Genomic DNA, 15,239 nt, shown 5'->3' with positions numbered 1-15,239 from the left:
GGCTGACCCGCCGACCGGTGTGGTCTCCGGGGGAGGCGGGCCGATCGCCCGGGAAGGACGGGACCTTCGGCCCTGATCGACGCTTTCCGCGTCGGGCAATCTGGACCCATGACACTGGATTCGGCGGGGTTGCAGGTGCTGTCACGCGAGGAGTGCCTCGTGCTGCTGGCCTCCGTCCCCGTCGGGCGCATCGTGTTCACCGACCGCGCCCTCCCCGCCGTCCAGCCCGTCGGGTTCGTCCTCGACGGCGAGCATGTCGTGATCCGGACCACCGCCGGCTCCCGGCTGGCGTCCGCCGCCCGCAACGCGGTCGTGGCCTTCGAGGCGGACGAGTTCGACGCGCGGGCGCACCAGGGATGGTCGGTCACCATGGTCGGGCACGCCCGGGCCGTACAGGACCTCGCGGAGATCGAGCGGCTGGCCCTGCTCCCCCTGACCCCGTGGGCGCGGGGCGGCGGCGACCACTTCATCGTCATGTACCCCCAGCAGATCACCGGACGCCGGATCCACGGGGAGGCCGCGCTCACCTGAGCCGGACCCCTGGGGAGGCCGCGCTCAGGTGAGCGCCTTCAGCTCCTCAAGCGCCTCACGCAGGTGGTCGACGACGCTCCACACGTCGGGCACCATCGTGCGGCAGGCGACGACCCCCACGTCGATCTGCCCGTCGTAAGAGAAGGCCGTGATGTTGAGGCCTCCGCTCGCGTCGGTGACGACCGACACCGGGTACTGCGCGAGCAGCCGCCGCCCGCACACGTACAGCGGGATCTGCGGGCCGGGGATGTTCGAGATGATCAGGTTGACCGGCGGCGACGTCTGGGCGACGAGCCCGAAGGCGGCGCGGTCGGCCAGGCCGGTGAGGGCGGCGGGCATGCTCTCGCTCAGGTGCCGCAGCCAGCGCGCGGGGGACAGGTTGAAGCGGTCCTTGATCCGCCGCATCGCCTGGTGGACGGCCTCCAGCCGCTCGCCCGGGTCGGCGATCTGGGTGTCCAGCGAGGTGATCATGAGCGTGACCTGGTTGCCCGGCCCGTCCGCGCCCGCGTCCCGCAACGAGAACGGGACGCCCGCCACGAGCGGCTCGGCGGGGAGCGCCTCGTGCGCGATCAGCCAGCGCCGGACGGCCGTCGCCGCCAGGGTCATGACCACGTCGTTGACGGTGATGCCGAAGGCGTTCTTGATCTGCTTGACCTCGTCGAGCGGGATCTCCACGAAAGCGAACCGGCGGTGCGCGGACACCGGGCCGTTGAAGGGCGTACGGGGCGCGGTGAGCTTCGGCAGCTCGGGGACCTCCTTCCCGAGGCCGACCTGGCGGGCCAGCCAGCGGGTGGCCCGCGACACCGGCACCGCGCCGGGCAGCCGGGAGATGACCGGGATCTCGTCCAGGTAGGGCATCGCCTCGGCGAAGAACCTCAGCAGGTGGGCCGGGTTGGCGACCAGCCGTCCCGCGGTCCTGAGCAGCATCTCCGCCGTCTCCGGGGCGCGCTCCGGCTCCGCGGGCCGCCCGGCGGCGCGGCGCTTCGGCCGTGGCTCGGTGTCCATGAACGCGGCGAGCACGTCGGCCCCGCCGATGCCGTCGATCGCGGCGTGGTGCAGCTTGGTGTACAGCGCGGTACGGCCGCCCTCCAGCCCGTGGATCAGGTACATCTCCCACAGCGGGTGGCGCCGGTCCAGCCGCCGCGCGTGCAGCCTGGCCACCTGCGCGGCGAGCTGCCGGTCGGTCCCCGGAGACGGGAGCGCCAGCTCGCGCACGTGGTAGTCGAGGTCCAGCGCCTCGTCCTGCGCCCAGTAGGGATGGTCGAGGCCGAGCGGCACCGGCACCACCCTCTGCCGGAGCGGCGCGACCAGCGCCGACCGCTCCTCCACGAGCTTGACGAGGTCGTCACGGGTCACCTCGCCTTCGAGGATCGACAGCCCGGCGACGTTGGCGACGTTCGTCTCGGTCTCGAAGTTGAGAAACTGCGCGTCGAGCGCGCTGAGCTGCCGCACGGGCCCACCTCCTCGATCTCGGCCGGCACCCTGTCCCTTCCCTACCTGCCCCCTCCCGACCGTACGATGCGGGCCGCGCCGACCGCTCCTCCCACTCCCGCCCGGCGTGCCGGTACGGCTCGCGCCCCCGAGCGGCGCGAGCCGTACCGCGATCATCGGTCAGGAGGCGGGGACGGTGTCAACCCAGCGGGTCCCAGTGGAGCGGTACCCGCTGACGCGGCTCGTGACGTCGGCGGGCGCCACGACCTCGTTCTTCGCGTGGTAGAACCAGTCGACCTGCTGGACATAACCGCGCTGCGAAGAGCTGCCGACCAGGCCGCCGCTGATGAACCACAGGTTGAAGTTCACCGACTGGACGGTCTCGGGGTAGTAGATGTCGCCGTGCTGGGCGAACAGCGCGCCGTCGATGTAGTACTTGATGAGCCCTCCGGAGACCTGGAGGACCAGGTCGTGCCAGCCGTCGTAGCTCGCCCTGACCTCGTTGTGGACGTTGACCGCCAGCCACGGGTCGTTGCGGTAGGTCTCCCACGAGGTGGTGTACATGATGTCGCCCGTCTCGCCCCAGCCGCCGTTGGGCAGGTACTCGAAGTCCTGCTCGCTGTAGTCCGGGTCGAGGTCGGCGGCCAGCGGGGTGATCGTGAAGAACGTCTCCACGATGTTGTCGCCGTCCGGGCCGCTGACGGGGGCGTCGGAGAACTTCACGCGCGCGGCGTAGGTGCCTTCGAGGAACTTGCGCTGGTGCAGGAACTCCGCCTGCTGCGTCCCCGCCCCCGTGCCGTCGGTGACGGCCTTGAGCTGGAGCGCCTGGTTGCCGGTGCCGATCGAGGGGAAGCTGACGTTGCCCTTCGGCCAGCTCGCCCCGGGCACGCCGGGGCCGCCGGAGTTGGTGCGGACGGTCCAGTTGTGCGCGGTGATGGCCGGGTCGTCGGAGCCGGTGTACGCGAAGTCGTCGAAGACGACCCCGGCGTTGCCCCCGGGAGGCGGCGTGACGGTCGGGGTCGGCGAGGGAGAGGTCCCGCCTCCCGCCGGAGCGGTGCCCCAGAGCAGGACGCCGTTCTGGTAGACGGTCACCTTGGTCCAGTCGCCGTAGGTCGTGCGCGCGGGGCCGAACGAGTAGTCGTCGCTCTGCGTGATCGTCTGCCAGTCGGACCGGTAGAAGCGCAGTTGCAGGTCACCGGTCTGCGCTCCGGGCGCCAGGCTGCCCGAGGTGAAGCCCACCTCCAGGTAGCGGTCGGCGGTGGCCGTACCGGGCGAGATGACGCCGAACGCGCCGGTCACCGTCGAGCAGGAGATCACCGCCCACGAGCAGGCGAAGCGGTACTGCTGCGACGCCGAGTCGGCCTTGAAGTAGTAGCGGATCTTCACCCCGCTCAGCGCCACCGTCGTGGTGCCGTTGTTCACGAGGTTGAACCACGGCTCGACCTGGTCGGCGGTGGCGCCCGTGGCGCTCGTCTTGTACTGCAGCCGCAGCGACTGGGCGGCGCCCGCCGGGCCGGCGGCGCTCACCCCGATCAGCGCCGCGAGCAGGGCGGCCACGAGCCCGCCCAGTAACAGCTTCCTCGACACTCTGGTCTTCCTTGGCACTTTCATTCCTTTCCTGCGCTCACGTGCGGTTCCGCTCCGCAGGGGGCGTGAACGCGTTCATCGGGCTCGCGGGGCGAGATCGGGTGGCTACGGGATGAGCGGCCCCACGTGGACGCCCTGGGCGGTCAGCCGGGCGAGGTGCGGGTCGAGCCGCCGCAGGAAGTCCGGGTAATCGCGGGGCGACCCCCAGGCCACCTCGGCGAACGCGCACAGCCGGGGGAAGGCCATGTACTCCACCTGCTCCGGCGTGGGCATGTACTCGGTCCAGATCTGGCACTGCACCCCGCGCACGCCCGGGTCCGGGGTGAAGGCGTAGGCGTCGGCGAGCGTGACGACCCCCGGCTGCGCCGGCGGCTGCCCCGGGGCGTCCGACGGGTAGTAGTCGAGGTAGGTCCGCGTGTGGGGGGCCAGGATGATGTCGGTCCTGTCCCCTCCGGCGTGCTCGTCGAGCCAGACCATGACCGTCGTGCCGGGCGCGGGTTCCCGGTCGGGCTCGTCCCAGCAGATGAGCCTGCGCCCGTGCCCCGACAGGTGCTCGGCCATCCGGCCGATGAACCACCCGCACGCCTGCGAGGGCCCGGCCAGCCCGAGCTCATCCAGCCGCCGCAGCGCCCTCGGGCTGCGCTCCCACTCGACCGGCGGGCACTCGTCGCCGCCGACGTGGATGTACGGGCCGGGGAACAGCTCCACCACTTCGTCCAGGACGTCCTGGCAGAACCGGATGGTGGACTCCTCCAGGTTGAACACGTGCTCGCTGATCCCCCACTCCGACCAGACAGGAAGCCGCCGGGACGGCTCGTTGCCCAGCTCGGGGTAGGCGGCTATCGCGGCCTGGACGTGGCCGGGCATCTCGATCTCGGGGACCACGGTGACGAACCGCTCCGCGGCGTAGGCGACGATCTCCCGCACGTCCTCGCGGGAGTAGAACTCCCGGGAGTCCCCCGGCGCCGGGGATCCGCCACGCCGGGCGCCGACCTCGGTCAGCCGGGGATAGCGCTCGATCTCCAGCCGCCAGCCCTGGTCGTCGGTCAGGTGCAGGTGCAGGATGTTGAGCTTGTGCTCGGCCAGCAGGTCGATCAGGCGCAGCACGAACGCCTTGGGCATGAAGTGGCGGGCCACGTCGAGCATGACGCCGCGCCAGCCGAACCGGGGCCTGTCCTCGATGGTCCCGTACGGCACGGCGGCGCCGTACTGGGCGAGGGTCTGGAGCCCGTAGAACCGGCCCGCCCGGCCTCCGGCGGCGAGCTCTATCCCGGACGGGCCGACCCGCAGGCGGTATCCCTCCTCTCCCAAGGACGGGTCCTGCGGCGCGAGCCGTACAAGATCTGGGTGGAAAGCGACGGAGCCCCCGAGGACGGCCAGCTCCCGCGGCCGCGGAATGATCACGTTTGTCTCTTCCTTTCGCAGCTTCACGAGCCCTGTTCACGGGCGCGCTGACGCACGCCCTTGGCGCAGGCGCGCCAAGGGAGAAGGTGGAGTCCGAGGTCAGCCCTTGACGGCGCCGGCGATCATGCCGGAGGTGACCCTGCGCTGGAGGACGAGGAAGATCAGCAGCACGGGGAGCATGAAGAGGCCGGCGGCGGCCATCGTGGCGCCCCAGTCGGTGCCGAAGATGTTGCTGAAGGACGACAGCCACACCGGCAGGGTCCGGTCGTCCTGGTTCTTGATGATCAGCGCGTTGGCGAAGGCGAACTCGTTCCAGGCGGTGATGAAGCCGAACAGCGAGGTGGACATCAGGCCGGGGGCCAGCAGGGGCAGGACGACCCGGCGGAAGGCGACCGTACGGCTGGCGCCGTCCATCATCGCGGCCTCCTCCAGCTCCGGCGGGATCGCCGCGAGGAAGCCGCGCAGGGTCACGATCGTGAACGGCAGCGTGGCCATGAAGTAGAGCAGGGTCAGCATCGAGAGCCTGTCGAGCATGCCGGTGTCGCGGGCGATGATGAACATCGAGATCAGCAGCGCCTCCCAGGGCGCCATCTGGGCGATGAAGACCATCAGGATGAACGCCCGCCTGCCGCGCCACCGCATCCGCGCGACCGCGAACGCCGCCAGCAGCGCCACCACCAGCGAGAGCAGCACGGCGGAGACGGTGACGACGATGCTGTTGCGCCAGAACATCCCGAAGCCGTCCGCGCTCACGGCGGTGACGAAGTGCTCCACCGTCGGATGGGCCGGCCAGAAGGTCGGCGTCTCCGACTGGATGTCGGCGGCCGGGGTGAACGCGGTGACGGCCATCCAGTAGACGGGGAAGACCGAGACGACCAGGACCGCGAGCGCCGCCAGGTTCAAAGGGACGCGGCGGGCGAGCCGCCGGGGCAGCGGTGTCACAGGACCTCTCCTTCGTGCTTGAGCATCCGCCGCAGGTGGGTGAGCAGGACGGCCAGCAGGATCAGCACGGTCAGCGTGGAGATCGCCGAGCCGAGGTCGTACCTGTGCAGCGACTGGGCGACCTGGAACGCGTAGATCGGCAGGGTCGTGGTGGCCCCTTCCGGGCCGCCCTTGCTGATCGCCCAGATCTGGGCGAAGCACTTGAACACCCAGATCACCTCCAGCGAGGTGATCAGCCCGAACAGCGGACGGAGGATGGGGAAGGTGACCTCGCGGAAGATCTGCGCTCCGGTCGCCCCGTCGATCCGGGCGGACTCGTCCAGTTCGACGGGGATCGTGGTCAGGCCCGCGTACAGGGTGAGCGCGGCGAACGGCACCGACTGCCACACCACCAGCATGACCAGGATGGCGAACGTCGAGGAGCCGCCCGCGAACCAGGTGTAGTCCCTGAACGACTCGAACCCGAGCCTGACCAGCAGCCAGTTGACCACGCCCAGCCGCGACTGGAACAGCCACTGGAAGATCGTGGTCGCCGCCAGGACCGGCGTCGCCCAGGTGAGGACCAGGCCGCCCATCACGGCCGTCCGCATGCGCCTGCCCAGCCGGGCGATCATCAGCGCCGTCAGCGTGGAGATCACCATGATCAGGACGACGTTGACGGCCGTCCAGACCAGCGTGCGGCGCACCACCGCCCAGAACTCGGCGCCGCCCAGAACTTCCTGGTAGTTCTCCAGGCCGACGAACGCCGCCCCGCCTCGAATCAGCTCACCGGTCCTGAAGTGCTGGAACGAGATCACCACACTGCGCGTCAGGGGGTAGAGCAGCAGGAAGGCGGCCCCGGCGACGGTGGGCGCGACCAGCAGGTAAGGCCACAGCCCGGCCATGCGCGGCCCCCTCCGGTCCGCGCCTTCCTCCCCGGGACGGCGCGGACCGGCGGCGGACGTACCGGGACGGCTCGTACGACCGGCGGACGCCCCGGGGACGCCCACCGGACCCTCCGGCGCCCCGGGGAAACTGTCCGGCCCTTCCGGCGCCCCGGAGACCTCCTTGCCGCGCCCCCGCCGTGGGGTGGGGGTCAGGGGTGAGACGGACACGACACTCCTCGGTCGACGGGTTCGACGGGTTCGACGGGTTCGGCTGGAGGGAAGCCCCGGCGCTCAGGACTTGGTGTTGAGGATCGTGGTGATCGTCTGTGAGGCCGTGGCCGCCTCCGCCGCCGGATCCCCGCCGGTCAGCGCCTTGGTCATGAACTCCTTGATGACGTTCTTGGCCTCGACCGCCGCCCAGTTGGGCGAGTTCGGGGTCGCGTGGCCGTTCGCGGCTCCGGCGGCCATCGCGGCGGTGCCCTCGTTGCCGTCGAGCGCGCTCCCGAGCGAGACGCGGTTCGGGACGTAGCTCATCTCCTTGGCCATGTCGACCTGGAACGCCTCCCCGGCCAGCGCCTTGACCACCTCGTACGCGAGGTCCTGGTTCTTCGACGCCTCGGGGATGATCAGGTCGGAGCCCCCGGTGAACACGGCGCCCGGCCTGTCGGAGGTCTTGCCCGGGATCGGGAAGAATCCGAGCTTGCCGGCCAGACCGGGATTGGCCTTCTCGATGGCCACCGCGCCGCCCGGGGTGGAGATGAGCTGCGCGACGTCGCCCTTGGCGAACACGTCCGCCTGCGGCGGCCGGCTCTCGTCGGAGTCCTTCGGGCCCTTGCCGAGGGCCTGGAGCCGCTTGTAGAAGTCCATGCCGGCCAGCGCCTGCGGGGTGTCGAGGGCGCCCTTCCACCCGGCGCCGTCCCTGACCGCGAGGTCGCCGCCCTCGTCCCAGATGAACCCCGCGAGGGTGTACCAGTTCTGCCCCGCGAGGTAGATGCCCTGGTCACCACCCTTGTCGAGCTTGGCGGTGGTGGCGAGCCACTCCTCCCGCGTCCTGGGCGGAGCGGTGATCCCCGCCTTGGCGAACAGGTCCTTGTTGTAGATCACCACACGGTTGGCCGCGTACCACGGGATGCCGTACTGGTGCCCGTCGATCTTGCCGGGCTCGGCCAGGCCGGGGAGCCAGTCGGCGCCGCCGAGGTCGGCGACCTTGTCGGTGAGGTCCTTCACCCCGCCGCTGGCGGCGTACTCGGCGACCTGGGTGTTGCCCACCTCGATCACGTCGGGGGCGTCGTTGCTGGCCAGGCCGCTGGTCACCTTCTGGCCGATGCCGTCCCATTCCTGGATCTGGACGTCCAGGGTCACCTGGGGATGGGTCCGCTGGAACTCGGTCGTGAAGCGGCCGAGCACCGCGTCGGAGAAGCTGTCGCGCATCACCCAGACCGTGAGCTTCGCTTGGGCCTCGCCCGCTCCTGAGGAGCCGGAAGAGCCGGTGGACGGGGAGGGGGAACCGCACGCGGTCAGGCCGGCGGCGAGCGCCAGCACTCCTGTCGCGGCGAGAAGGCGATACCTCACGGGATCTCCCATTGGTCAGATATTGGTAAGCAATCCGCCCGATATGGATAGAGTGGTCTTAACCAGTTGGCGCGTCAAGACCCTTCCCGAAAGCAGAGCCCAGGGGGGCCGCCCAAGATTGGTAATACGCTGGTAATGTCACTGGTGTGACTCTGAACATGCGGGCCGGGCTCAAGCGTGATCGGGTGCGTGACTTCCTGCTCGACTTCATCGCCGACAAGCGGCCGGGCGAGGCCATCCCGTCCGAGCGGGACCTCTGCAAGGAGCTGGGGGTGTCCCGCCCCACCCTGCGTGCGGCGATAGACGATCTGGTCAGGTCGGGCCTGCTGGTCCGCGAGCACGGCCGGGGCACCTTCACCGGTCCCCACCGGGTCACCCAGGCGCTGTCGGCCACGCCCAGCGGCTCCTTCTACGCCCCTCCGGCCGAGGGCCGGTGGCTCAGCCGGATACTGGAGTTCGGCCTCGTCCCCGCCGGCCCGCAGCTCGCCACCCGGCTCCGGCTCTCCCCCGCCGCCCCCGTCCTGCGCGTGGTACGGCTGCGCATCGTCGACGACGAGCCGATGGCGATCGAGCGCATCCAGCTGCCGGACGCCCTGGTGGAGGGCCTGGTCCCCGCCGACATGGAGTCGGGGTCGTTCTACCGCCTGCTGCGCGAGAGGTTCGGCGTCGACGTCCGCAGCGCCGTGCAGACCATCGAGGCCACCGTCACCGACGAGACCGAGGCCGAGCTGCTGCACGTCCCCCAGCACTTCCCCGCCCTCGGCGTGGAACGCACCACTCGCGATGCCGACGGCCGGATCGTCGAGTTCGTCCGCTCCATCTACCGGGGCGACCGCTACCGCGTCACCTCCGAACTCCACTTCGACGCCAACTCCGGCTGAGGCCGCACCCCCCGCACATGCGCCCGAGTCCGCCCGTGAGCTTGCCTGGGCGGGGCCCAATATGCGCCAATGGCGAGTGGGTACGGTCCTTCCAGGGGGTGCCGGGCACGTGAACGGGCGTCGAATGGGAGTGGTCGCGTGGGGGACATAAGTTCTTCGGCAATGGAGAAGCGGGTCGAGGAAATTTGGAAAGACGTGCTCGGCGTCTCGCCCGGTGAGGCGAATGCCACGTTCTCCGAGCTGGGCGGCCGGGGAATGTCCGCCTTGCGAATCGTCTCGCGTATCGACGACGAGCTCGGCGTCAGGGTCGAGGTGGGCGACCTGTTCGAGCACGAGAGCCTGGACGCCTTCGTGCGCCACGTCATGACGAAGGCGCGGACCGTCTCATCCCCTGACGAGCGGGGCGAGCTGGGCGTCTAGGCCCACGCTCCGGCACCACCCTCCCGGACCCCGGGACTCCCGGCGCCATGCCCGGGGACCGCTGGAATCCCAGCGCCATGCCCGGGGACCACGGAATCCCGGCGCCATGCCCGAGGAACGCGGGATTCTCCGCACCGCCACCACGGGCACGCCCTGACCGTCCGCGCCGTGCCCGCGTGCGCGGCTCTGACCAAGGCGCTGTCCGGATGCACGCCCTGACCAAGGCGCTGTCCGGATGCGGCCATGCCCGGATCTCCGGCGGCCTGCGCGCGGGTCGCGCGGGCCGTCTACCTGGGGTTGTTCCCCTCCTGCCGTCCCGAGCGGGCATGTCCCGCCGGCCGCTGGCAGGAAGCTGCTACCCGCGTGCAACTTGCTGACTTGGAATCGTCTGGTTCGCGGGCCATGAATCGCCGAGAGTTGGTTGTGCGAGAAGAGATACCGCAGCCCAGGAAATGAGACCACGAAATGAAGGACCCGAACCGCTCCTCCGGATTCAAATTCGCCGCCGGCACCACATGGGACTCCGCGAATGCCACACCCGGCACCACCTGGGACTGAGGAAGAAATCAGATGCTGGTCGAACTGAGAATCCGCCGTACGGCCGGAGAACCTTCACCGAATTCACCGGTGGACGGAATCCGGATCCTTGCCCTGCTACCGAAGGAATGGCGTAAGGACCTCAAGAACGTCACCGGCGACATCGCCATCCGGGTCCACACCGACGAGGAGATCAGCAGCGCGCAGATCCGCGCCGAGGTGACCGCCATCCTCACCAATCCCGAAGTCAGCGACTGGGAGCTCGTCACCTGCCACGCCCTGACCACCCGCCACAACGAAGCGAAGGAAGACACGCCATGAACGCCCTCGCCCTGAAGTCCGCCGAATGCCGCGTATGGTGGGCGGACCCGCAGGACCAGCCGATCGAGACGCTGCTCGGCGTGCTCAACGAAACCGAGCTGAAGCGTTCCACGACCTACCGCCGCGAGCAGGACCGGCGCCGCTTCGTCACTGCCGCCTGGCTGCTGCGCACCGCCGCCGCCACCCAGCTGGACATGCCGCCCGAGGACGTGCCCATCGAGCGGCGCTGCGGGAGCTGCGACAAGCCGCACGGCAGGCCGTACATCCTCACCGGGGACTCGCTGCACGCCTCGATCTCGCACTCGGGGAACCGCGTCGCGGTGGCCCTGACGACCGCGGGCCCGGTGGGCGTCGACGTCGAGGAGATCCCGACCGCGCCGGTCAGCGAGCTCATACGGTGCGCGCTGTCCCCGGCCGAGAAGGCGGTCCTCGGCACGCTCCCCGAGCGCGACCAGCAGGCGGGCTTCGCCCGGATGTGGGTGTGCAAGGAGGCGGTGCTCAAGGCGACCGGCCACGGGCTGCGGATCCCCCCGGACAAGGTGGAGGTCAGCGGTCCCCTGGAGCAGCCCGAACTGCTCGCATGGCCGCTCGATATCTCCCCCGAAAGCGTGCGAATCACCACCCTTTACCCCGGTGACGGGTACGTCGGCGTGGTCGCGGTCCTCACGGACACCGCCCCGATCACGATCTCCGAATGGGAGGCCACCGCCGTTCGCCACAACTCGTTCTCTTCCGCGGCGCCCATAGCCGCCTGACCACCATTGACTCGATCCGGCACGAGACTGTTGAATAACTACGGGAATTCTTCTTCGGCAGAGCCCCCGGCCGCGCCGATAAACTAACCGCCAGGTCCGATTTCCGTATTGTTTGAGAGGCAGTCTAGCTGTAAAGGAGAGGAAGCCGACCTGCCGTGACAAATCATTTCATCCTCATTCCGGGCCCATGGATGGGCGCCTGGGCCTGGGAGCCGGTGACCCGAGGGCTGCGTAACCTCGGCCACCATGTCCGCCCGATCACCCTGTCGGGACTGTCCAGCCCCGACGCCGACGTCTCCACCGTCGGCCTGGCCACCCATGTGGACGACGTGCTGTCGATCCTCGCGAAGGAAGACCTGCGCGACGTCATCGTGGTGGGGCACAGCTATTCGGGCATCGTCGCCGGCCTGGTGGCCGACCGGGCGCCCGAACGCGTGACGCACACCGTGTTCGTGGAGGGTTTCCTGCCGCACGACGGGAAGTCGATGCTCCACGCCTTCCCGGAGCGCCAGCGCGCCGGAGAGCTCGCGCTGATCGCCGAGAACAGCGGGCGCTGGCCGATCCCCGATGTCACGATCGTGGCCGAGGGACAAGATCTGTCCATCCAGCAGGCCCAGTGGCTGGTGGAACGCTTCGTCGGGCATCCCGGGCACACGCTGTCCGAACCCGCCGTCCTGACGCGGCCCCTGGCACAGCAGCGGGCGAGCTACATCGTGTGCTCCAAGGAGCACTTCGGCGGCCGGGTCTCCGACGACGTCGCGGCCATGCGCGCCGAGCCGAACTGGTCCTTCCACACCATCAACACCGGGCACTGGCCGATGGTCTCGGCCCCCGACCAGCTCGTCACCCTCCTGACCTCGATCGCCTCCCAGGAGAACCCCCCGTACGCCCCCGCCCACGTCTAGCCGGCCCGTCACGAACGAAACGACCCTGGACGACGGCACGGCCCAGGACGAGAGCACGGCTCAGGACGAAGCACGAAGGTCGGCCCCGTAGCGGGCCCCGAGGTCGGCGGCATCACGCGACAGGTCCCATCGGGGACACGGATCTCGCGCCGCGATCTCGCCCCTCCACCACAGCCCTCACGGCATCGCTTCGCCGTGCCCTCGCGCGGCCGGAAGAGCGGCAGACGGGATCTCCCCCGGTTCACAGCAGAGTGGGAACCGGGGTGGCCAGACCGGCCGCCCCGTAGGCGAACGCCGAGGAGAAGACCCGCTCGAAGGCCAGCGCGATCTTGATCTCGCCGACGCTGTTCGGATGGACGCCGTCGTAGGCGTCCGCGTACGGATCGTAGACACCGCCGAGGTCGACCAGGACGGTCCTCGACCGGGCCGTCGACATCGCCGCGAGGCGGAAGGACAGCTCCCGGTTGTAGGAAGTGATGTCGCGCGCGAGGTTCGGATGTTCACGCAGCGGGGTGCGGTGCACGACGTTGGCGAACAGGAGCTGGACGTCCGGATTGGCGTCGCGCGCTCGCGTGATGAAGGTCTCCGCGTCCGCCAGCAGACCGGCGGGGGCGGACACACCCCAGGCCAGGTCGTTGAATCCGAGCGCGACCATGAGGTAGCCGGCGTCGTGGGCGGTGACGGCGTCCCCGATGTTGTCCCTGGCCTCGCGCAGCCGGCGTCCCCAGCTCGCGTAGTGCCTGCTCCCTCCGAACGCGATCCCCCGCCGGTAGCGTCCGGCGTGGACGGGGTCCCCGGGGTGGGCCGGGGCGTCGCCCGGCTGGGCCGCGGAGGCCACCCACGTCCCCGCCCACGGCCCGACGAAGCGCGCGGGAACCCCCAGCTCGGTGAGGTTCCGCCAGAACCGGTACCGCCAGGTGTAGTCGCCTTCGCGCCCCTGGCTGATCGAGTCACCGACGATCATGATGTTCGGCGCCGCGCCCCCGCCGGCGGACGGCCACGTCCCCCGCCGCCGACCGGCGGGCGGCGCGCTCACAGGTGGGACGCGCTTCGCACCGCCGTCTTCCCCGGCGTGGAAGCGCTGAGCAGACGGCGCGCCGGTCCTGCGTACGCGAACACCAGGACGGCGAGGCCGGCCAGGAGCAGCAGCGCCAGGAAGACCCATTCGCGGGAGCCCCCCGGCCCGTACACGAGGTTGGGGCGGCCGACGTCGATGGCCTTGGTCTCCGCCCCGGGCTCCAGCGATTCCCGGTCGGCCCCGTACAGCGCGACCTCGGCGCGGTCGATCCTGCCGTCGTCGGACCGGAACTCCCCGAGCCACGAGCAGCTCTCGTGGCCGGGGTGCTGGATGCAGCTGACGCTCCGCGCGGTGAAGACCCCGGGGTCGCCGTCGGCCCGCGCCGCGCGCAGGACCGGGCCGGCGTTGGGGACGACGAGGTAGAGCAGGAAGGCGCCGATGAGGGTCAGGACCGCGGTGAAGAACGGGGAGCGCCCCCGCCTCGCGTGTTCCGCCGTCATCCCTTACCAGCCGTGGGCGTGCGCGGGACGGGCGCAGGTGCACACCATCGCGGCACGCTCGGACTCGCTCGGCCGCAGGTGGCGGATCATCGCGATCACCATGGGGATGAAGACGATCGTGTTGTAGAACAGGTGCAGCTCAACCCGGGGCACCAGGAGCTGGATGATGCTGGTCGGAGCGGGACGGCCCAGCAGGTTCGACCCGCTGAGCGCCTGGCTCAGCAGGAGCAGGTGCTCGAAGTGGTGCCAGATCTGGATGACGAGCGCCGTGGTCCACCAGGTGCGCGAGGTACCGGTGAAGCCCTTCCTGAAAATGATCAGGCCGATCAGCATCAACAGGGCGTAGCCGTAGTGCATCCACTCGGACTTGACCAGCCACGGGAACGGCACGCCGAGCACGCCGCGCGCCTCGGGGAGAGGCCAGCCGAGGACCCAGATCTGGATCGCCTGGGCGATGTGCTCGGCCCAGTGGGCCAGGACTATCACCGTGAAGACGCCCAGCCCGGCCTTGTGGTACCGGCTGTTGAGGGCGTTCAACTGGACTGGAGTGGCCGTTACTGCCTCGGTCGCCATGCGCAAACCTCGATCCCAGGAATCTTGACCGCGAGCCCGGCGCGCGGGTCTCCGCACGGGGGGGTGCTCCCCTCACGCCGCGTTCGCGCGACGGCGCCGGGAACCTGCGTCCAATTGTTCCGGGCCGCTCATGACACGGTCTTCTTCCGGCTTGCTCACTTACCGCCACCGAACGGCGACGCCCGGCTCAGCTCGCCACGGGTTCATCTCCCCGCCTGCTCAGCTCGCCGCGGGTTCGGCTCGCCGCGGGTTCAGCTCGCCGCGGGTTCAGCTCGCCGCGGGTTCGGCCGGCCGCTCGGGCGGGTCGAAGGGGCCCCAGGCGAAGGCCGGCAGCCACGGCCCCGGATCCTGGCTCCAGGAGAGCCCCGCGATCTGCGCGTACGTGCGCCGCCCGGCGAGCGAGCGCAGCAGGTCGTACCGGGGCGCGCCCAGCGTGGCCACCGGCGGACCTCCCTGGCCGGTCACCCAGAAGACGCCGTCGGTCTCGACGCGCAGCGGGGGAAGGCCGAGCCTGTCCGCCTCGGCGGAGAAGCCGGAGACGACGACGTCGAGCGCCCCCGGGTACGCCGGGTGCGTGGCGGGCGGCGGCACGCCCAGGGCGTGGCGGACGTCCAGTTCGTGGGTGAACGCGTCCATCACCAGGGTGGGTGCCCGCCGGGCCCCGCCCGCGGCGACGAGCCGCTCCACCTGCTCACCCAGGTCCGCCCACGCGGTGAGCAGGCTCGCGAGGCCGGCGTCGGACGGTGGTTCCACAGGGACGCCCGTCACCCGCGCGCAGATCCCGACCAGGTGCGCGACGACGTCGCGGATCGTCCACTCCGGGCACGCGGCGACGGGGACACCGCCCGCGTCCGGGCGTTCCGCCAGCAGCCGCGAGAGGTTGTCCCGGACGTGGCGGTAGGCCACGGCCTCGGGGATGCGCTCCCTGCCGGGAGCGGATGTCACGTACCGGCCGGTCGCCATGCGCCACTCTCCCCTGACTCGCCCGCAACCCGC

At 70.4% G+C, this 15,239-nt stretch carries 16 protein-coding genes; 6 read left to right on the top strand and 10 right to left on the bottom strand.

Features of this window, described 5'->3' with window-relative positions; genetic code table 11:
* Positions 1-108 precede the first annotated feature (108 nt).
* On the top strand, positions 109-531 hold the full coding sequence (locus ACGFIV_RS14405; RefSeq protein WP_358553192.1) for a pyridoxamine 5'-phosphate oxidase family protein: 423 nt from the start codon (positions 109-111) through the stop codon (positions 529-531).
* A 24-nt stretch (positions 532-555) separates the two neighbouring features.
* On the opposite strand, the gene ACGFIV_RS14400 is transcribed toward ACGFIV_RS14405, so the two are convergent.
* From ACGFIV_RS14400 to ACGFIV_RS14375, 6 genes are all read right to left on the bottom strand, one after another.
* The gene (locus ACGFIV_RS14400; protein WP_358553190.1) at positions 556-1,983 is read right to left on the bottom strand and encodes a wax ester/triacylglycerol synthase family O-acyltransferase; all 1,428 of its coding nucleotides are present in this window, start codon (positions 1,981-1,983) and stop codon (positions 556-558) included.
* Between the two features lie 159 nt (positions 1,984-2,142).
* Complete coding sequence (locus ACGFIV_RS14395) at positions 2,143-3,549, bottom strand: cellulose binding domain-containing protein (RefSeq protein ID WP_392834919.1); 1,407 nt, start codon at positions 3,547-3,549, stop codon at positions 2,143-2,145.
* 105 nt (positions 3,550-3,654) lie between these two features.
* Positions 3,655-4,953, bottom strand: coding sequence for a beta-N-acetylhexosaminidase (locus tag ACGFIV_RS14390; protein ID WP_358553186.1), 1,299 nt, complete (start codon positions 4,951-4,953; stop codon positions 3,655-3,657).
* Between the two features lie 99 nt (positions 4,954-5,052).
* Entirely contained in the window at positions 5,053-5,895 is an 843-nt protein-coding gene (locus ACGFIV_RS14385; protein WP_358553184.1) for a carbohydrate ABC transporter permease, read from the bottom strand.
* On the bottom strand, positions 5,892-6,989 hold the full coding sequence (locus ACGFIV_RS14380) for a sugar ABC transporter permease (protein ID WP_358553182.1): 1,098 nt from the start codon (positions 6,987-6,989) through the stop codon (positions 5,892-5,894). The genes ACGFIV_RS14385 and ACGFIV_RS14380 overlap by 4 nt, the downstream gene beginning before the upstream one ends.
* A 63-nt stretch (positions 6,990-7,052) precedes the next feature.
* The gene (locus tag ACGFIV_RS14375) at positions 7,053-8,333 is read right to left on the bottom strand and encodes an extracellular solute-binding protein (RefSeq protein WP_358553180.1); all 1,281 of its coding nucleotides are present in this window, start codon (positions 8,331-8,333) and stop codon (positions 7,053-7,055) included.
* Positions 8,334-8,479: 146 nt separating this feature from the next.
* Here ACGFIV_RS14375 and ACGFIV_RS14370 point away from each other — a divergent pair, with 146 nt between their 5' ends.
* The 5 genes from ACGFIV_RS14370 to ACGFIV_RS14350 all read left to right on the top strand — a co-directional run bounded on the left by ACGFIV_RS14370 (position 8,480) and on the right by ACGFIV_RS14350 (position 12,152).
* The gene (locus tag ACGFIV_RS14370) at positions 8,480-9,214 is read left to right on the top strand and encodes a GntR family transcriptional regulator (protein WP_358553178.1); all 735 of its coding nucleotides are present in this window, start codon (positions 8,480-8,482) and stop codon (positions 9,212-9,214) included.
* A 162-nt stretch (positions 9,215-9,376) separates the two neighbouring features.
* Positions 9,377-9,634 (top strand): phosphopantetheine-binding protein, encoded by a 258-nt coding sequence (locus ACGFIV_RS14365; RefSeq protein ID WP_392834912.1) that lies wholly within the window; start codon positions 9,377-9,379, stop codon positions 9,632-9,634.
* A 570-nt stretch (positions 9,635-10,204) separates the two neighbouring features.
* Positions 10,205-10,492 (top strand): hypothetical protein, encoded by a 288-nt coding sequence (locus ACGFIV_RS14360; protein WP_358553174.1) that lies wholly within the window; start codon positions 10,205-10,207, stop codon positions 10,490-10,492.
* The gene (locus tag ACGFIV_RS14355) at positions 10,489-11,247 is read left to right on the top strand and encodes a 4'-phosphopantetheinyl transferase superfamily protein (protein WP_358553172.1); all 759 of its coding nucleotides are present in this window, start codon (positions 10,489-10,491) and stop codon (positions 11,245-11,247) included. The genes ACGFIV_RS14360 and ACGFIV_RS14355 overlap by 4 nt, the downstream gene beginning before the upstream one ends.
* A 155-nt stretch (positions 11,248-11,402) precedes the next feature.
* Positions 11,403-12,152 carry an alpha/beta fold hydrolase gene (locus ACGFIV_RS14350; RefSeq protein ID WP_392834908.1) on the top strand — a complete coding sequence of 250 codons (750 nt, stop codon included), beginning with the start codon at positions 11,403-11,405 and terminating at the stop codon, positions 12,150-12,152.
* A gap of 241 nt (positions 12,153-12,393) precedes the next feature.
* On the opposite strand, the gene ACGFIV_RS14345 is transcribed toward ACGFIV_RS14350, so the two are convergent.
* From ACGFIV_RS14345 to ACGFIV_RS14330, 4 genes are all read right to left on the bottom strand, one after another.
* The gene (locus ACGFIV_RS14345) at positions 12,394-13,188 is read right to left on the bottom strand and encodes a GDSL-type esterase/lipase family protein (RefSeq protein WP_358553168.1); all 795 of its coding nucleotides are present in this window, start codon (positions 13,186-13,188) and stop codon (positions 12,394-12,396) included.
* Positions 13,185-13,670: a hypothetical protein gene (locus ACGFIV_RS14340; protein ID WP_358553166.1), complete on the bottom strand. Its 486-nt coding sequence runs from the start codon at positions 13,668-13,670 to the stop codon at positions 13,185-13,187. Before ACGFIV_RS14340 ends, ACGFIV_RS14345 begins: the two co-directional genes overlap by 4 nt.
* A gap of 3 nt (positions 13,671-13,673) precedes the next feature.
* Positions 13,674-14,243, bottom strand: coding sequence for a hypothetical protein (locus ACGFIV_RS14335; protein ID WP_392834903.1), 570 nt, complete (start codon positions 14,241-14,243; stop codon positions 13,674-13,676).
* A 267-nt stretch (positions 14,244-14,510) separates the two neighbouring features.
* Complete coding sequence (locus ACGFIV_RS14330) at positions 14,511-15,206, bottom strand: maleylpyruvate isomerase N-terminal domain-containing protein (protein WP_392834900.1); 696 nt, start codon at positions 15,204-15,206, stop codon at positions 14,511-14,513.
* Between the last annotated feature and the right edge of the window lie 33 nt (positions 15,207-15,239).

Source organism: Sphaerisporangium sp. NPDC049003 (genome assembly GCF_043197795.1).
Lineage (GTDB): Bacteria > Actinomycetota > Actinomycetes > Streptosporangiales > Streptosporangiaceae > Sphaerisporangium.
This window is presented reverse-complemented; position numbering and strand designations above follow the sequence as displayed.